Genomic DNA, 17944 nt, shown 5'->3' with positions numbered 1-17944 from the left:
CTGTTCTAATCCTGCATGTTAACGACTGCCGCCGGCAGTCCTTTAATGTCCGTAGACCAGATCCGGAAAGTAGGTGATGACGATGGGAAAGAGGACACAGATCGCAAGTCCGATACACTGCATCACCAAAAATACCAGGGAGGCCTTGAAGATGGTACCCATTTTAATATGGGGAGGGGTGACTCCCCGGATATAAAAGAGGGCGTATCCAAAGGGCGGGCTCAAAAAAGACATCTGCATGTTGATCAGATAGAGAACGCCGAACCACAGGGCGATCTGGTTGGGGTCTGGTCCGGGCAGACCAAAGAGTCCCGGAAAGGTAAGGGACTTGATAATGGGCACGAAAATGGGAACTGCCAGAAGCAAAATTCCTACCCAGTCCAGGAACATCCCCAGAATGACCAGAAGGATCATCATAAAGAACAGGATCCCGTATGATCCCAGGCCGGTGCCGAGGAGCATTTCAGTAATAAAGGCCTGGCCGCCCTGGAGAATGTAAAATCCTACAAATACCGAGGCGCCGAACATGATCCAGAGAACCATGGACGAGGCCCGCAGGGTCTGCATGGAAGCTTCCTTCAGGCCGATCAGGGACAGCTTCCCGGAAAGCAGGGCCACAAAAACCGCTCCGCAGGAGCCGATTCCCGCCGCCTCAACCGGAGTGGCAATCCCGCCGAACAGCAGGCCAAGGACCAGAAACACGAGGATGATGGGGGCAATGAGGCTCTTGAGAAGCTTTAATTTTTCTCCAAGGCTGATGCAGTCCTCCGGCGGAATGGCCGGACACAGATCTTTGTTCAGATAAGACCGGACCAGTACATAGGTGACGTACATACCGGACAGAAGCAGGCCCGGTGCCAGGGAACCGATGTAGAGCTCACCCACGGACTGCTGGGCAACCACGGCATAGAGAATGGCCAGAATCGAGGGCGGGATCAGGATTCCCAGGGTGCCGCCGGCCATGATGGACCCAAGGGCGATCTGTTCGTCATAGTCCCTCTGGAGCATGGCCGGAAGGGCAATGATGCCCATGGTCACGACCGCGGCTCCGATTACGCCGACCATGGCTGCAAGGATGGTTGACGCCACAATGGTGGCAGCAGCCAGTCCGCCCCGCAGGCCTCCCATCCACTTGTAAACCACGGAAAACATCTCTTCGATGATGCCGGCCCGTTCAAGCATGGAGGCCATGAATATAAAAAGCGGGATGGCGGCCAGGTCCGAGTTGGTCATCATGGGAAAAATCCGGCTGGGCAGGATATTGAGCATGGCCTGGTCGCCGACCAGGTAGATAAATACAACCCCAAGCCCGCCCGTAACAAATGCCAGGGGAAGTCCCATCATCAGCAGGATGAGCAGGCTGCCGAACATATACCAGGTCAGGTTGGCAATGTCATACCCGGCCAGCATTCCGGCTGTCCGGAAAAGGAATTTTTCATCTCCGTAGGGGTCGTAGAACATGATATTGATCATCTCCACGGCCACAACAAACAGGATTAGAATCGAGACCCCGTATACCACAAAATTCCAGAATTTTCCTCCGGACTTGGTTGCGGCTCCTAACTTGTTTTCTTTTTCAGTTATTACCGTTTCCATCTTATTCACCCCTGCCAAGTTGGTTAAATCGTTTGATATCCTTGTAAAGCTTGGATATGAGGGCCAGAAGCAGCAGGACCGCTCCAATGAACATGGTCATCTTGACCGGGCCGTAGTGAATCTGCCAGGTTTCGACGGATCTTTCTTTCATTAGGAGGGAGTCCATGGCAAATCGCCAGGAGGTCCCCAGGAGGGTGATAAAAAAGATAAAGGAGAACACAGAGGTGAAGATGTCAAGGCCGTGCTGCCCTCTCCTGGGAAGTTTGTTGTAAAGGATGTCCACGGCAACATGGGAACCATGGAGATAGGCATAGGCCCCTGAAATCAGATACTGCATGCCGAAGAGCAAAAAGCAGGACTCGTGAACCCAGATGGTGGGTTTGTTGAAAATATAGCGGGCAATGACTTCAAAACCGTATGCAAAAACGGCGTTGATGGTCCAAAATCCGACGAACATTCCGGTATGTTCGGATATCCAGTCGATGATCCGGGTGATCTTGTTGCTTGGTTCTGGCTCGGTATTTTCGTCCTGGACCGGGGCAGCTGACTGCTTGCGGGCGCACAGAATAATAAATACTATGGGCATCAAGCACAGCCATCCCCAGTAAAACCAATGGGGGAGCACAAACCCAAAATCTATGGTTTCGTTCATTAATCAAAATTCCTCTTTGGTGTTTCATGAAGAGGGGAACCGGGGATGAATCCCCGGTTCCCCTGGCTGGACGCTTTGTTTTTAGATGGATAGGCCCTTGATTTCGTCGGGAGTGACATATCCCATGATATCGTTCATCATGAAATCGAGCTGGAGTTTGAATACCTTGGCTGCTCCGGGGCTTTTCTTTGCCCAGTTGAACCAGATGGGTATGGATGTTCTACGGAATTTTTTCATATCTTCCTGGCTCAACCGGTTAACTGTGCTGCCGGCTTCCTTGAATTTTTTCAAGGCTTCGACGTTTCTCTTCTGGATGCCGGTGTAGTGCTTGTAAGAGTAAGAGCGGACCTCTTCTTCGACCAGGGTCTGCAGTTTCGGATCCAGGCGTTTCCAGGCACCGAGGTTTACCGTAAGGTCCATGAGGTCAACGGGCTGGTAAACGGACATCAGGCCTGGAGGGCCAAACAGGATGTACTTGGTGACCTGGGCAAATCCAAGGTCCCAGTTAACAGCCGGACCCACATAGTCGGCAGCGTCGATAACGCCTTTTTCAAGACCCGGGAAGATGTCTGAACCGGGCAGGCTGACAGTACTGGCCCCGAATGACTGAAAGACTTCGGCAACCATACCGCCGGGGACTCTCAGTTTGAGACCTTTGAAGTCCTCAAGGGTGCTGACCGGTTTTTTGGAGTGAATGATATTGGCGTCATGGTGAATGTGACCGACGTAGAAAAGACCGTGTTTCGCATAGATCTCCCTTGCCAGCCCAAGCATGCCGAGGCTGTCAAACATGGTGTCCCACTGGGCCGGCTGGTCCGGGCCTGCAGGATAGGAAGACAGGAATACCGAGGCGGGAATCTTGCCTGCCCAGTAAAGGGTAAAGGGGTTCATGCCTTGGAGTACACCCATCTTGACCGCTTCGAAAAGAGCGTTGTTGTCCGCTGCAACCGATTTTGCCGGAAAGGGTTTGACCACAAGGGCGCCGTCGGATTTTTCCTGGAATCCGTTGCACCAGCTTTCAAAAAGCGTATACCCGCTGGTGCCGGCATCCCAGACAGACTGGATCTTCCAGACAGTGGTTTTGGCTGCTTTGGCATTTCTGACAAAGGGTCCGACGGCACTGCCGGCGGCAAGTGCTGCCCCCGCAACGGCGGCATTTTTCAGAAAACTACGGCGATCTTTTTTTTCAGTGACGTTTTTTTCTGGCAGGTCCTTTTTCCGATCGTGCTCTTCCATAAATACACTCCTCACATTAAGGGTTTGTGTTTCCAACAACTTAGGCTGAACATATTGGTTGTGCATTCGTCTGTCAGTAAAAAACCAGGGTCACACCCTTATTCATCGCTTGGTCCGACCTGGTACCAAGTAAAATCATATAAAGAGATTCTTGTCAAATACTTTTTTGTGCAAAAACGCAACAAAAATTGAAAAACCTTTAGTGGCAGTGTGTTCGGATTTGAACCCAGGTCGGGGAAACAAAGGGTCATGGAGAAATTGATCTCTGGTCTTACCAATACTTAAAATGGGGAATGGTCTTATGGGAGAGGCCATTCCGTAACTATTGAGGCTGTAAATCTGGTCCAGTGGTTCTGGAATGAATTTATGCCGCCCTGGCACGGAGAACCGGATTTTCAAGATATAAATTATTTTTTAAGCCGGTCGAGAGTTCTTGACTATTTATGGCTCCCAGGTGATCCGACAGGCGGGTCAGAAAATCCCTGTGGTTTCTGCCCCGCCGGTAGACAGGCTCCCTTGGGGGGATGGGCAGGTATTCATCCATCAGGTCAAGGTTGGTGGATCCCAGGATGGAGGCACTGAAAAAGGCCAGGCCTTTAGACCGGTAGAAACAGGAACCGCCTATTTTCCGATTCTCCAGGACAAGGTCTGAAACTCCGTCCGTGTACAGGACAAGTCCGGTGGTCCTGTTCAATCCCCGGATCAGCCAGTTTGTACAGGCGTTGAAAAGGGTCTGTATCCCGCCGAAGCCGGAAACCGGAAAGGCAACGGATACAACAATGGTTTCAGGGTCAAGAAAGACCGTACATCCCCCGCCTCTTCTCCGGTATACCGGGACCTCGTCCCTTGCTGCCCGGTCCAGTCTGATTTCCCGGGAAAGGTCGGATCCTTTCCCGGCCACCAGGGCCGTGTGGGAAAAAGGGGCGCAAAACAGACGGGGGCCCTGCCCGGATTCAACAAAAGAGATCATGGGATCATCCAGGGGAAAGGGCATGGATCGGTCTACCATTACCGCCTCCTCTGTCCCAGATGGACCGAGCCTGTGGCGGCTGCCTCCGCCGCTTCCATCAGGGCCTCGGAAAATGTGGGGTGAGGCTGGATACTGACCATGAGATCTTCCAGGGTGGCCCCCATTTCAATGGCAAGGGTTCCCTGACCGATGAGCTCTGAAGCGTGCTCCCCGGCCATTCCCATCCCCAGAATCAGTGAGGATTCCGGATCCGCCAGGATCTTGACAAAGCCTTGGGTCTTTCCCGTGCTTTTTGCCCGGCCCAGGGCGGTCAGGGGAAACCGGCCCAGGGTAAAGGGGATCTTCTTTTCTTTGGCCCGGCTTTCTGTAAGCCCTGTCCAGGCAAGTTCAGGCCGGGTGAACAGAACCGCCGGGACGGCGACATTGTCAAAGGCCGAGGATTGGCCGGCAATGACTTCGGCCGCCACCTTTCCCTCCCGGGCGGCCTTGTGGGCAAGGGCAGGCCCCGGGGTGATGTCCCCCACGGCAAAGATATGGCCCAGAGAGGTCCGGCACTGGTCATCGGTGTGGATCAGACCTTTGTCATCCCTGTTCAGACCGATGAGATCAAGACCGATGTCATCGGTGTTGGGCCGCCTGCCCGTGGCGGCCAGGACCCGGTCAAAGATCTGGGAAATCGTTTTTCCGTCCTTTTCAAATTCGACCTCAAATCCCGGCCCTTTTCCCACGATGCGGGTGATCTTTGAACCGGTATGAATATCCTTAAAGTCTTTTTCGCACTGATGAAGGACCACTTTGACCAGGTCCGGGTCGGCTCCGGACAGAAGCCGGGGGTTGAACTCCACCAGGGTGACCTCACTGCCCAGGCCGGCATAGGCCTGGCCGATTTCAAGACCAATATAGCCTCCTCCGATCACCAGCAGGGATTCGGGAATTTCCGGCAGGGTCAGGGCCTGGGCAGAGGTCCACAGGTCAAGGTCTTTTTCGGACAGCAGGGACTCGGGAAGAGTATTGATCCGGGAACCCGTGGCAATGACGGCCTGTCTGAACCGGATGCTGGTGTTGGTTCCCTGGACAAAGAGTTTGTGATTTTCGATAAACCGGCCATGGCCTTGGACTACCTGGATATGCCGGTTTTTAAAGAGACTGGAAATGCCCTGGGACAGGTCCTTTACCGCTTCTCCTATCCACTGGCCCAGCCGTTCCGGATCAAACCGGACAGGATCATGGATCACCCCCATGGATTGGGCATCCTTCAGGTTTTCCTTGAGCCCCACGGCATGGATCAGGGTTTTGGAGGGGATGCATCCTTCGGTGAGGCAGACCCCGCCTAAGCCGGGCCGGGCTTCCACCAGCATGACTTCTTTTCCCAGATCGGCCGCCCGGATGGCTGCCGTGTATCCGCCCGGGCCTCCGCCCAGGACCACCAGGTCCGTATCATAGGTCAGTTCTCCGACAACCATCTGCTGCTCTCCTTAAAAGGGGTAAATCCTTCTGTTTAAATTTCCGTCATAAATGTTTTTGGGTCTTCCAGCATGGCCTTGAGTCTGCCAATAAAAAGGGCGGCGCGGACACCGTCGGCCAGGCGGTGGTCAAAACTTAAGGTCACGGGAAGACTTAAGCCCGGTCTGATCTCTTCATCCTTGACCATGGGAATTTTCCTCACCCGGCCCAGGCCCAGGATGGCGGATTCCGGATAATTGATGATCGGAAAAACATGGGTGCCGCCCACGGCCCCCACATTGGTCACGGAAAAGGTTCCCTTGGAAAGTTCTTCCGGGCTGATACTCCCCTCTTTTCCCTTTTGCGCCAAAGCCCGGATTTCCCGGGCCAGGGTGGCGACGCTCTTTTGGTCTGCCTGCCGGATCACCGGAACCATAAGTCCCCGGGGCGTGTCAGCGGCAAAGCCGATGTGATAGAATTTTTTGTAAATGATCTCCATCTTATGGGGATCCAGGCTGGCGTTGAATTCGGGAAATTCCTTGAGAAGAGCGGATACACCCCGGATGACAAAGGCCATGAGGGTGATCTTTTCCTCTTTTGCCCGATCCCGGTTACATGTCTGTCGGATGGATTCCAGCTCGGTAACTTCGATTTCATCCATATGGGCCACATGGGGAATGAGAAGGGAGGAAGTGGTTGTCTTTACGGCTGTTTTCCGCCTCAGGGACCGGATGGGCTCTCTTTCCACGGGGCCTGAATTTTCATAATCCGGCAAAGGCTGGATCTCAAGAAAGGGGATTCCAACTCCCGGATCGGTTGTGACTCCCCGGGGTGATCTTTCTTCCTGATCCTGGGATCCGTCACTGGTTTCCGGTTCACGGGTTTTTCCCGGTTCAAAGGCCTTCAGGTCCTCCCGGGTGACCCTGCCTCCGGGACCGGTTCCGGTTACCCGGTTGATGTCGATTCCCATTTCCCGGGCAACCCGCCTCACCGCCGGGGCTGCCACGGCCCTCTTTTTTTCAGAAGGAGTTTCGGGTTTTTCAGGGCTTTCCGGGGGTTGCTTGGGCGCAGGTTCCGGGGAGGGTGAACTCTCCCGGGACTCTTTGGGTTTTTGGGCCGATCCGGCCTCTTCCTCAATGACCACAAAGACCTCGCCCACCCGGATGATGTCCCCGGGGGAGCCGGTGAGACCGGCAATGGTTCCGGCCCGGGGAGAGGGAATGGTGACCAGGGCCTTGTCCGTTTCCATGTCGCAGAGGGGGTCATCTTCTTTTACACTCTGTCCTTGGCTCACATGCCATTTGATCAGTTCTCCTTCGTGGATGCCTTCGCCAAGGTCGGGAAGCTTGAATTCAAACATGGTCATCTCCTATTCATTGAGGGTATCCAGAACGGCCCGGGCAATCCTGTTTCTGGAGGGCATATAGAAGTTTTCCCGGCCGAAAAGAGGAACCGGGATGTCGTACCCGGTCACCCGGCGGACCGGGGCTTCAAGGTACATCAGGGCCTTGTCGTTGATCCGGGCAATGATTTCCGAGGCCGGACCCAGGGTCTGCTGGGCCTCCTGGACGATAACGCACCGGCCGGTTTTTTTCACCGATTCCACAATGGTCTGGGTATCCATGGGAAATATGCTCAAAAGATCGATGATCTCCGGGTGAATCCCCTTTTCCTGCTCCAGGTCCTTTACGGCCCTTAACACATCCCGGACCATGGCGCCCCAGGAGATGATGGTGATGTCATCTCCCGGTTTCAGGATCTCTGCCCGGCCGAGGGGTTTTTTCTCAGTGGTTTCGTTCACCTCTTCCCTGAAGGAGCGGTAGGAGCGTTTGGGCTCCATGAAGACCACGGGATCCGGGTCCTCAATGGCCGCCGCAAGCAGGGGGCCGGCATTGGACGGACTGGAGGGGATCACCACCTTGACCCCGGCCGTATGGGCATAATAGGCTTCCTTGCTCTCGGAATGGTGCTCCAGGGCCCTGACACCGCCTCCGTAAGGCATTCGGATCACCAGGGGAACGGTGAATTGTCCCCGGGACCGGGTTCTCATCCTTCCGGCATTGCCCTCCAGCTGGTGCATCATCAGATAGGAAAACCCGGAGAACTGCATTTCGATCACCGGCTTGAGCCCGGAAATGGCCATGCCGATGGCCGTCCCCAGGATGGCCGATTCCGCCAGGGGAGAGTCAATGACCCTTTTCCGTCCGAATTTTTCATAAAGTCCCTGGGTGACCCGGAAGACTCCGCCGTTGACTCCCACGTCCTCTCCCATGATCAATACCTTTTCATCGGCTTCCATGACCCTGTGCAGGGTCTGGTTCAGGGATTGTACCATGTTTATCTCAGCCATTTTCCGCCTCCTTTTTCATATCTTCCAGAAAGGCCTGGTGCTGCTCCTCAAGGTCGGGGTCCCGGTTTTCAAATACATAATCAAAGGGGGCTTCGGGTCTGAAGTCCTTCTGGGATTCGAATTCCTTTACAGAGTCGTCAATTTCCTGTTTCAACTCATCTTCCATGGCCTTCTGGCGATCATCGTCCCAGAGCTTTTTCCGGGTCAAATAGATCCTGAACCGGGTCAGGGGATCCTTTTCCTTCCAGGACTCCACCATTTCATCGTCCCGGTACCGTTTGGGATCATCCGCCGTGGTGTGCATGAGCATGCGGAAGGTGAAGGCCTCGATCAGGGTGGGACCCTGGTTGTCCCGGGCCCGGTCGGCCGCCTCTTTTACGGCCCGGTAAACGGCCAAGGCATCGTTTCCGTCCACCCGGATGCCCGGAATGCCGTAAGCTGCGGCCTTCTGGGCAATGGTGGGGGATCCGGTCTGGAACCGGGTCGGCGTGGAAATGGCAAATTGATTGTTCTGGCAGAGAAAGATTACCGGCGCCTTCCACACAGAGGCGAAGTTGAGGGCCTCATGGAAATCTCCCTCGGAGGTGGCTCCGTCGCCGAAAATGGTCAGGGCCACCGTATCCTTTTCCCCCTGGAGCCTGGACCCGTAGGCCAGGCCCACTGCATGGGGAAGCTGGGAGGCCAGGATAATGGATATGGGCAGGGTCCGGGCATTCTGGGTGTTGATTGCCCCCTCTTCAAATCCGTTATAGAGGCGGAGAAGATTCACAAGGGATTCTCCCCGCATGAGGCGTGCTCCGATCTCCCTGTAAGATCCCACAAACCAGTCGGTTTCCTTGAGGGCCAGAACCGGTGCGCAAAATGCGGCCTCCTGTCCCGTGCATGCCGGCAGGGTGCCCAGTCTTCCCTGTCGCTGGAGATTGAGCATCCTTGTATCTGCCATTCTGGACAGGGTCATCTGACGGTAAAGGCCTGTCAGTTCCTCGTCGGTCAGATCCGGTTCAAGCTCCGGATCCACTTTACCCTTTTCATCCAGGATCTGCATGTGAAGAATGGTGAACTTTTCAATTTCTTGTATGGGCATGGGTTTTCTCCTTATCCGCCGGTGTTGTCATTGGAGTTCCGGCGCTTTCCTTTGAACCGCCCCCTTAAATAGGGACCAAGGGGGGCGCAGCCATAAGATAACCATAGAACATAATTTGTAAATAATGAAATCTTAAGCCTTGACTAACAAAATTCAAGGATTAGTTTATTGTATACCGTGCCCGGTTATACAGGATTTTATTCAGCTTAGATTCGCAATATTTTCCGGATAATAGTTTAGACCGGTTCCTGTTTTTTCTGACACATCAACTCCGGGAAGGCTTTTTAACATGAGAACGAAAAATTGAAGGAAATAAAAATGAGCAATATACCATCAAGAGACATAAACGGCAGATGTGAAGGTGAATGTAGAAACCTGGTCAGGGAAGGCGAGGTTGAACGGCAGAACGAACTTAAGGATCATGAGTACAGCGGCAGCCCTTCTTCGAGTCCGGAGTGGACCCGCTCCCGAACCGAACAGCCCGGCATTTACGGCGGCCACGTATAAGCAAACGGCAAGCCCTGGGTGTGAGAGATGGGGCAAGGGGTATGAGAAGGGGGGATCTTTATATCCCGGTTCCCAAACCCCATGGACTCACACCCCAATTCTCCGGACCCTTCAGGATAGATTTATGGAGGGTCCGGAGTTCTATATCCCCTCTTTAAAAAGATCTTCCGAGCCTGTGACCGTATTGGGTTTGGGGGTATGCTCCTGGGGGATGGTACCCTCCTTAAAGCATTCAAAGATGGTTTTCTCTGATTCTTCAATGGGAAGGAGACCTGTTTCTGCATCGATTTTTGCAAATACGATTCCTTCGGGTACGTTAAATGTCCGGGCCGGCTTCCCCTCCAGGGCCTGGCTCATATAGTCCAGCCAGATGGGACTTGCCGCCCTGGAACCGGTTTCCCCTTCCCCCAGGGAGGCTTCCTGGTCCAGCCCTACCCAGACCCCGGTGGTGTACCGTGGGGTATATCCCATGAACCAGGCATCAAAAAGATTGTTTGTGGTGCCGGTTTTTCCTGCCACAGGCCGCTTCAGAGCCCTTATCCTCCATCCTGTTCCCGACTTTACCACACTTTCCATGATACTGGTCATGATATAGGCAGAACTCATGTCAATGACTTTTTTCCGGACCAGTTTGGCTGTTTCCAGTGTCTTGCCGTCCCGGTCAACGATTTTGGTGATGAACACCGGCTCAATAAGATATCCCAGATTGGAGAAGACCGAATAGGCATTGACCAGTTCCAGCAGGGAAACCCCTGATGAACCCAGGGCTATGGACAGGTCCCTGTTAATCTCCGAGGTGATTCCCAGTTTCCTGGAATAATCGATAACATAGTCGATACCGATATCCTGGAGGATTTTTATGGTAACCACGTTCCTGGATTTGACCAGGGCGTCCCGGAAAAGGGTGGGGCCGAAAAATTTTTCCTTGTAGTTGCGGGGCTTCCATACAAAATCCCTTTCCTTGTCCTCGTAGACCACAGGGGAGTCGATGATCACGGTGGCTGCGGTATATCCCTTGTCCAGGGCAGCGGCATAGATGATCGGCTTAAATGCGGATCCGGGCTGGCGCCGGGACTGGTAGGCCCGGTTGAACTGGCTGTCCCTGAAATCCCGTCCTCCGATCATGGTTTTGACATGGCCGGTTTCCGACTCAATACTCAAGAGGGCGGACTGGGCTGCGGGTTCCTGGAACAGGGTGAATTCATACTCATTGTCCTGGACGATTTCATTGACCACCTGTACCCGGATCTCGTCCCCTTGTTTCAGGACCTGGGAGGGTTTTCTGACCTTGGCATTAAAATAGGCAACCCTGGGGTTCGGCTCCCGGGCCCAGGCCATGGTCTCCAGACGGATTCTGCCGTGAAAATTCCCCACCCGGACCAGTACGGTTTTTTCTTCATCATCCACGTTCAGGACAATCCCCGGGTATATTCCGCCTTTTTCCAGAAGGTTTGAACCGATTTTTTCCGCGATGTCCCGGGAAAAGGATTCCACCTGGAGGGAGGGGATATTCCGGAAAGGTCCCCGGTATCCCATCCGCCGGTCCAGCTCGATCAGACCCTTTTTCACGGCTTTCCGGGCGATTTTCTGGAGTTCGATATTGACGGCCGTGTGAATCTGCAGGCCCTGATTGTACAGGGCATCCTCACCGTATATTTTCTCCACGTACCGCCTCACATGCTCGGTATAACAGGGAACCCTTTCTATGAACCAGTTTTTCCTGGGCTTGATGTCCAGCTTGAGATCAATGGCTTCGGTGACCTCCAGGTTGGAGATCATTCCTTCTTCCTTCATCCGGTTGAGGGTATAGATCTGACGCTGTTTGGCCCGGTCCGGAAATCGAAACGGCGAGTACCGGCTGGGCGCCTGGGGCAGGCCTGCCATCATGGCGCATTCAGCCAGGTTCAGGTCCTTGGCATGTTTGCCGAAATAGTTTTCCGATGCCGCTTCAACCCCATAGGCTCCGTGTCCCAGGTAGATCTGGTTCAGGTAGAGAAACAGGATCTCTTCCTTGGTGAATCGCTTTTCGATGCGGTAGGCCAGGACCGCTTCCTTGAGTTTTCTCTTATAGGTCCGCTCCGGGGTCAGGAGAAAGGATTTGGTGACCTGCTGGGTGATGGTGGAGCCGCCCTGGACAATGGTGCCTGCCTTGAAGTTTTTGATGGAGGCCCGGATAATGGACTGGATGTCGATTCCGGGGTGCTCCATGAACCTGGAGTCCTCGGCGGCCACAAATGCGTTGATGAGATTTTTCGGCATGTCCGACAGGGGGATGACGATGCGTCGTTCCTTGTAAAATTCCCCGATTTTCCGGCCGTCATCGGAAAAAACACTGGTGACCGTGGCAGGGCGGTAATCGTTGAGGGTGTTGATCCTGGGAAGGTCCCGGCTCAGGTAGATGTAAAGGCCGGCAAGGCCGCCGCTTCCGAGGATGGCCAGAAGGACCAGTCCCAGAAGGCCCCACTTTATAAAAGAGAGGAACAGGCTGGTCTTTTTTTTCTTTCCCCGGCTTTTCAGAACCTGGGACCTGGTTTTTTTATCTGTCATAGAAGCTATTTGTCATTTTATAATTTGAAATAGGTTCTTATCAAATTGCCTTTCATAAGGCAATAGAATAAGGCTGAAGATTATATTTTGGGATGAAAAACAGGAGGATAGGAGTTGACTTTTTAAAGGATATTGGCTAATTATAGCAGTTTTGGTGAATGGAAATTAAGGAAAGAGATTGGTCATGATATCGCTTGATTTTGAAAAAAACGGGGGCCTGATTCCGGCCATTGCCCAGGATGCCGACACCGGTGAGGTGCTGATGCTCGCCTATATGAACGAGGCTTCCTTTAATGAAACCCTGAAATCCGGAAAGGCCACCTATTACAGCCGTTCCCGGCAGAGTCTCTGGAAAAAGGGAGAGACCTCGGGCCATGTCCAGGTGGTCAGGGAAATCCGGGTGGACTGTGACCGGGACACCCTTCTTTTAAAGGTCGAGCAAAAGGGAGGCGCTGCCTGCCATAAGGGCTATAAATCCTGTTTTTTTTCCAAAGTGGACGGAAATGAATTGAAAATTACAGAATCAAAGGTGTTTAATCCGGAAGAGGTATATAGATAATGGAAAAAATTCTTAAACTGGGTATCCCAAAGGGGAGCCTTCAGAATGCGACAATCAATCTGTTCAAGCGGTCCGGCTGGCAGATCAATGTAGAGGGCAGAAGCTATTTTCCGGACATCAACGATGACAGCATCGAATGCGCCCTGTGCCGGGCACAGGAGATGTCCATCAATGTTGAAAGCGGCATCATCGACGCAGGCCTGACCGGCCTGGACTGGGTGGCCGAGCATGAATCCGATGTCCATGTCGTGGCTGATCTGATCTATTCAAAGGTCTCTGCCCGCCCGGCCCGGTGGGTCATTGCCGTTGCCGGAGATTCTCCGGTGAACACGGTTGAGGATCTGGCGGGGATGACCATTTCAACGGAACTGGTCCAGTTCACCCGGCGGTTTTTCCAAAAGAGAAATATCAATGTAAACGTGAAATTTTCCTGGGGAGCCACCGAAGCCAAAATCGTGTCCGGCCTGGCAGACGCCATTGTGGAAATCACGGAAACCGAGAGCACCATCCGGGCCCATAACCTCAAGGTAATCCACGAGGTAATGGAAACCAATACCCAGCTCATTGCCAATAAAAAAGCCTGGGAAGACCCGAAAAAGAGAGAAAAGATCGAGCAGATCGCCATGCTGCTCCAGAGCGCCCTTGTGGCAGACAAGATGGTGGGCATTAAGATGAATGTGCCGGAAAACAAGATCGCCAGGATCGTGGGACTCCTGCCCAGCCTCAACGGTCCGACGGTTGCTCCCCTGTATCAGTCGGACTGGTTTTCCGTGGAGAGTATTATTGATACCGGATATGTCCGGGATCTCATTCCCAGGCTGCTCAAGGAAGGGGCAGAAGGGATTATTGAGTATCCCCTGAACAAAGTCTTATAGGGGATTGAGCATGAAACCAGCCAAACGGTGCGAAAATATAACCCCCTTTATCGTCATGGATATCCTGGAAAAAATCCAGAAGATGGAGGCCCGGGGCATTGACGTGATCCACATGGAAATCGGGGAACCTGATTTCAATGTGCCTGAATGCGTGAACCGGGTCAGTATTGAGGCGCTTTCCTGTAACGAAACCTCCTATACCCACAGCCTGGGCGATCCGAGGCTCAGGCAGGCCATATCCGATTACTATCAGACCACATACGGGGTCGGGGTGGACCCGGGCCGGATCCTGGTGACCTCGGGCACCTCTCCTGCCATGCTGCTCTTGTTTTCGGCCCTGGTGAATCCCGGGGACGAGATCATTATTTCAGATCCCCACTATGCCTGTTATGAAAATTTCGTCCATTACACCCAGGGGGTTCCGGTCACCGTCCCGGTTTTCGAGGAAGAGGGGTTTGTCTATACCCCGGAGGCCATCCGGGAAAAGATCACTTCCCGGACAAAGGCCATCTTCATCAACTCCCCGTCCAACCCGACCGGCAACGTCATCCCAAAAGAGCGGATGGAAGAAATCGTTGGGGTGGCCCGGGAGCACGATCTCTACATTATCTCCGATGAAATTTATCACGGGCTGGTCTACGAGGGCCGGGAACACTCTATCCTTGAATTTACGGATAAGGCCTTTGTCCTGAACGGATTTTCAAAGCTTTTTGCCATGACCGGGCTGCGCCTGGGGTATCTGATCGCCCCGGAGGAGTTCATCCGGGCCCTGCAGGTGCTCCAGCAGAATTTTTTCATCTGCGCCAATTCCGTTGTCCAGCTGGCCGGGGCAGCCGCCCTGACCCATGCCGGGGAAGAAACGGCCAGGATGAAGGAAGTTTACAATACCCGGAGAAAATATATGATCAAACGGCTCAAGGATATGGGCCTGGGAATCAGTGTGGAACCCACCGGGGCCTTTTATGTGTTTGCCAATGTAAAGCATATTTCAATGGATTCCTATCACCTGGCCTTTGATATTCTGGAAAAGGCCCATATCGGGGTCACCCCGGGCGTTGATTTCGGGGCCAACGGGGAAGGGTATCTGCGGTTTTCCTATGCCAACTCCCTGGAGAACCTGACCATTGGCCTGGACCGCATGGAAGCCTATTTAAAAGACCATACATGAAGATTAAAAACGTCGAGTTCATAAAGAGCGCTGTCAAACCCTCCCAGTATCCGGAGCATGCTTTCCCGGAAATTGCCTTTGCCGGCCGTTCCAACGTGGGCAAATCCTCTTTGATCAATACCCTGATCCAAAGAAGGGATATGGTGAAAACCAGCTCCAAGCCCGGGTGTACCCAGCTCATTAATTTTTTCCGGGTTCTTGCGGATTCCGGTCGGGATTCCGGAGAAGAAATTTGTTTTGTGGATCTGCCCGGGTACGGATATGCCAAGGTTTCCAAAAAGATCAGGGACCAGTGGCAGCCCATGGTGGAGAGGTATCTCTCCCATAGGGAAAATCTCTACGGCCTGATCCTGCTTGTGGATATCCGGCGGGATCCGGGAAAAGAAGAGTCTGACCTGGTCCATTGGCTGGAGTCCCATTCCATGCCCTTTCTGGTGGTCCTGACCAAGGCGGATAAACTTTCAAAAACCCAGCAGAAGAAAAGACTGACCGCCATATGCTCCCAGATGAACCGGGAAAAGGACGGGGTGATTCTCTTTTCATCCAAGACCGGCCTGGGCCGGGAGACGGTCCTGGATGAAATCGTAAATCTAATGGAATGGTACGAGGGATAAAAAGATGCGATCCGGATTCGTAGGCATTATCGGGGCACCCAATGCAGGAAAGTCCACCCTGCTCAACCAGGTGCTGGGTCAGAAGATCTCCATCACTTCAAAAAAGCCCCAGACCACCCGGGACAGAATCGTGGGCATTGTCAACCGGTCCGAATCCCAGATCATATTCGTGGATACCCCGGGGATTCACAAGTCCACCACCCTGCTGAACAAGAGAATTGTGGATCAGGCCCTGCTCGCCCTGGAGGATGTGGACCTGATCCTGTTCATGGTGGATGTCGTATCCAGGAATTACTCTGCGGAAAAATTGATTATTTCCCAGTTACACAAGGTTTCCAAACCTGTAATCCTGGCCATGAACAAGATTGATCTGGCCAAAAAAGCAGACGTGTTCAAACTGGCCGAGGAGTTCCAGGGGCTTTTTCAGTTCCGGGCCGTGATCCCGGTGTCTGCCAAAGGGAATATCCAGGTGGAGAATCTTATCGAAGAGGTGGAAGTCTCTTTGCCGGAGGGGCCCAGGCTCTATCCCGAGGAAACTTTTACCGATATCTCTGAAAAATTCATGGTCAAAGAGATCATCCGGGAAAAGGTCTTCCGGCTCACGGGCATGGAAATCCCCTATTCTTCGGCAGTGACCGTGGACGCCTTTGATGTGGAGAAAAAACTCATTCTCATCCATGCCAGTATCCACGTGGCCAGGGATTCGCAAAAGGGCATCATCATCGGCAAAAAAGGGGCCATGCTGACCCGGATCGGCACCAAAGCCAGGAAGGATATGGAAGAGATGCTGGGGTCAAAGGTCCTTCTCAAGCTTTTTGTCAAGGTGACCAAGGATTGGTATAGCAGGGGGAGAACCCTGGACGAATTCGGATACAAATAGTTTTTGGACGAACTCTCACCCATCTGCGGCGTTGCTTCAAACTTTTGCAATCCTCATGTACTAAAGTACACTCCGGTTTCAAAAGTTCTTGCGCCTTGTATATGGGCAAGATTTCATCCAAAAACCGAGAGAAATTGAAAAGAGAGCAAGGTGTGGATCCTTTCATCGGTTTCATAGACGAAGCCGTCATAAAAAAAGAAAAGGCCAAGGCCAGAACCCTGAGGGCCGGACAGTGGTGGAAGCGGAAACGCTCCGCCGGGATCTGCCATTACTGCCGGAAATCCTTTGCCCCGGCGGATCTGACCATGGATCATGTCATTCCCCTGGCCCGGGGAGGAAAATCCGAGAAATACAATCTGGTTCCCTGCTGTAAGGCGTGCAACACCAAAAAGCGCCAGCTTCTTCCTGCGGAGTGGAAAGAGTATATGGACAGCCTGAATAAATAGGGCGGAAGAAGATCTTCTTCCGCCCTGAATCTTAACCGGAGGATAAGGAGGATATGGAAAAGATTATTTTTTGCTGCAAAGCCTGTGTACGGTCTGGGCATGCCATTCCCCGCGTCCGGAGAAAGTGGGCTGGCCCAGTTCGATGAGACGTTTGGCTACCTGATCAAATGTGGCGCCCTGTTCCCGCATGGAATTAATAATCTCCATGATCTCCTCCCGGCCCATCAGTTTGGTCTCTTTGGGAGTTGTTTCAGGCTGCTGGACAAGAATCTTTTTGGTTTCCGCTTTTTTTCGCCTTCTGAGCACCTGCTTGGCAGGTTTGCGCTTCCTGGGCGTGGGAACCACCGGCGGCTGCGGCTGGATAACCTCCTGAACCGGATCTTCCTCCATTTCATACGGATTTTCGGAAAAGCCCTGTTCCGGATAATTTTCCTCTTCCCTGGAGCTGATATAATGATTTTCAAATTCCTGGACAGGCTCGGTTTCCGGCAGGGGAGGCATGTTCAGGTGATTGACAATGCGTTCAATGGCAATGGCCTGGCGCTCGAGTATCTCAGAGGTTCTCTCCTGGACACCGGCCATGTATTCATGGGTTTTGACCAGGGTTTCAATGTGGCTGGTCAGATTCTCTATGGAATCGGCAAGCATGGCGGTCTCTTCCATGGGAAGCTGATTGCCGCCGCCCGGATGGGGCGGAGATGTCGGCTGCCTTTTCATGGGCGGCTGCTGCTGGTTCCGGGTATAATTGCCTCCATAGGGATGGAATCTGGGGCTGCTGGTATGATGATAGGGGTTGTCGTAGCTTTTTCGGGTTTTGGGTGTACGTTGTTTTTCTGATTGGCCGTTTCGAAGGCTCTGTAGAAAATCATTCATGATAAATTTATCCTCCTTAGGGATTTTGATCGTGGGTGGTCCGGGCCCATTGTTCGGACAATGTCTGCTCGCAAGTGAAGCTCGAGTCTGTTGCAGGTGAATCCGAAAGGATTCAAACGGTGACGCTCTGTGATAATAAAAAAA

General features: G+C 53.1%; 17 protein-coding genes. 7 read left to right on the top strand and 10 right to left on the bottom strand.

Annotated elements, in window-relative coordinates:
- Nucleotides 1-42: 42 nt before the first annotated feature.
- The 8 genes from F608_RS0106475 to pdhA all read right to left on the bottom strand — a co-directional run bounded on the left by F608_RS0106475 (nucleotide 43) and on the right by pdhA (nucleotide 9331).
- Nucleotides 43-1596, bottom strand: coding sequence for a TRAP transporter large permease (locus tag F608_RS0106475; RefSeq protein WP_022664804.1), 1554 nt, complete (start codon nucleotides 1594-1596; stop codon nucleotides 43-45).
- A 1-nt stretch (nucleotide 1597) separates the two neighbouring features.
- Nucleotides 1598-2248 (bottom strand): TRAP transporter small permease subunit, encoded by a 651-nt coding sequence (locus F608_RS0106470; protein ID WP_022664803.1) that lies wholly within the window; start codon nucleotides 2246-2248, stop codon nucleotides 1598-1600.
- Between the two features lie 81 nt (nucleotides 2249-2329).
- Nucleotides 2330-3484, bottom strand: coding sequence for a TRAP transporter substrate-binding protein DctP (gene dctP / locus F608_RS0106465; protein WP_022664802.1), 1155 nt, complete (start codon nucleotides 3482-3484; stop codon nucleotides 2330-2332).
- A gap of 364 nt (nucleotides 3485-3848) precedes the next feature.
- Nucleotides 3849-4493 (bottom strand): lipoate--protein ligase family protein, encoded by a 645-nt coding sequence (locus F608_RS0106460; protein ID WP_022664801.1) that lies wholly within the window; start codon nucleotides 4491-4493, stop codon nucleotides 3849-3851.
- Nucleotides 4493-5917 carry a dihydrolipoyl dehydrogenase gene (gene lpdA, locus F608_RS0106455; RefSeq protein ID WP_022664800.1) on the bottom strand — a complete coding sequence of 475 codons (1425 nt, stop codon included), beginning with the start codon at nucleotides 5915-5917 and terminating at the stop codon, nucleotides 4493-4495. Before lpdA ends, F608_RS0106460 begins: the two co-directional genes overlap by 1 nt.
- Before the next feature lie 35 nt (nucleotides 5918-5952).
- Nucleotides 5953-7257, bottom strand: coding sequence for a dihydrolipoamide acetyltransferase family protein (locus F608_RS0106450; RefSeq protein ID WP_022664799.1), 1305 nt, complete (start codon nucleotides 7255-7257; stop codon nucleotides 5953-5955).
- Between the two features lie 9 nt (nucleotides 7258-7266).
- Entirely contained in the window at nucleotides 7267-8247 is a 981-nt protein-coding gene (locus F608_RS0106445; RefSeq protein WP_022664798.1) for an alpha-ketoacid dehydrogenase subunit beta, read from the bottom strand.
- A complete protein-coding gene (gene pdhA / locus F608_RS0106440; protein WP_022664797.1) occupies nucleotides 8240-9331 on the bottom strand; it encodes a pyruvate dehydrogenase (acetyl-transferring) E1 component subunit alpha in 1092 nt (363 codons plus the stop codon). Before pdhA ends, F608_RS0106445 begins: the two co-directional genes overlap by 8 nt.
- Nucleotides 9332-9649: 318 nt before the next feature.
- Here pdhA and F608_RS36125 point away from each other — a divergent pair, with 318 nt between their 5' ends.
- Nucleotides 9650-9838 (top strand): hypothetical protein, encoded by a 189-nt coding sequence (locus F608_RS36125; protein ID WP_153307455.1) that lies wholly within the window; start codon nucleotides 9650-9652, stop codon nucleotides 9836-9838.
- A gap of 141 nt (nucleotides 9839-9979) precedes the next feature.
- On the opposite strand, the gene F608_RS0106435 is transcribed toward F608_RS36125, so the two are convergent.
- Entirely contained in the window at nucleotides 9980-12385 is a 2406-nt protein-coding gene (locus F608_RS0106435; RefSeq protein WP_022664796.1) for a penicillin-binding protein 1A, read from the bottom strand.
- 184 nt (nucleotides 12386-12569) lie between these two features.
- Here F608_RS0106435 and hisI point away from each other — a divergent pair, with 184 nt between their 5' ends.
- From hisI to F608_RS0106405, 6 genes are all read left to right on the top strand, one after another.
- The gene (gene hisI, locus F608_RS0106430) at nucleotides 12570-12944 is read left to right on the top strand and encodes a phosphoribosyl-AMP cyclohydrolase (RefSeq protein WP_022664795.1); all 375 of its coding nucleotides are present in this window, start codon (nucleotides 12570-12572) and stop codon (nucleotides 12942-12944) included.
- Nucleotides 12944-13819 carry an ATP phosphoribosyltransferase gene (hisG, locus tag F608_RS0106425; protein ID WP_022664794.1) on the top strand — a complete coding sequence of 292 codons (876 nt, stop codon included), beginning with the start codon at nucleotides 12944-12946 and terminating at the stop codon, nucleotides 13817-13819. The genes hisI and hisG overlap by 1 nt, the downstream gene beginning before the upstream one ends.
- Before the next feature lie 10 nt (nucleotides 13820-13829).
- Nucleotides 13830-14987, top strand: a complete 1158-nt coding sequence (locus F608_RS0106420; RefSeq protein WP_022664793.1) for a pyridoxal phosphate-dependent aminotransferase — start codon at nucleotides 13830-13832, stop codon at nucleotides 14985-14987.
- Nucleotides 14984-15601 carry a ribosome biogenesis GTP-binding protein YihA/YsxC gene (gene yihA, locus F608_RS0106415; RefSeq protein WP_022664792.1) on the top strand — a complete coding sequence of 206 codons (618 nt, stop codon included), beginning with the start codon at nucleotides 14984-14986 and terminating at the stop codon, nucleotides 15599-15601. Before F608_RS0106420 ends, yihA begins: the two co-directional genes overlap by 4 nt.
- 4 nt (nucleotides 15602-15605) lie before the next feature.
- Nucleotides 15606-16481, top strand: a complete 876-nt coding sequence (gene era / locus F608_RS0106410) for a GTPase Era (RefSeq protein ID WP_022664791.1) — start codon at nucleotides 15606-15608, stop codon at nucleotides 16479-16481.
- 152 nt (nucleotides 16482-16633) lie between these two features.
- Entirely contained in the window at nucleotides 16634-16927 is a 294-nt protein-coding gene (locus F608_RS0106405) for an HNH endonuclease (protein ID WP_027362531.1), read from the top strand.
- Between the two features lie 63 nt (nucleotides 16928-16990).
- On the opposite strand, the gene F608_RS0106400 is transcribed toward F608_RS0106405, so the two are convergent.
- Complete coding sequence (locus F608_RS0106400; RefSeq protein WP_022664789.1) at nucleotides 16991-17800, bottom strand: hypothetical protein; 810 nt, start codon at nucleotides 17798-17800, stop codon at nucleotides 16991-16993.
- Nucleotides 17801-17944 lie beyond the last annotated feature (144 nt).

The organism is Desulfospira joergensenii DSM 10085 (assembly GCF_000420085.1).
In the GTDB taxonomy this organism is placed as follows: domain Bacteria; phylum Desulfobacterota; class Desulfobacteria; order Desulfobacterales; family Desulfobacteraceae; genus Desulfospira; species Desulfospira joergensenii.
Note: the sequence above shows the minus strand (reverse complement) of the source record. Positions and strands in the feature narration are given on the sequence as shown.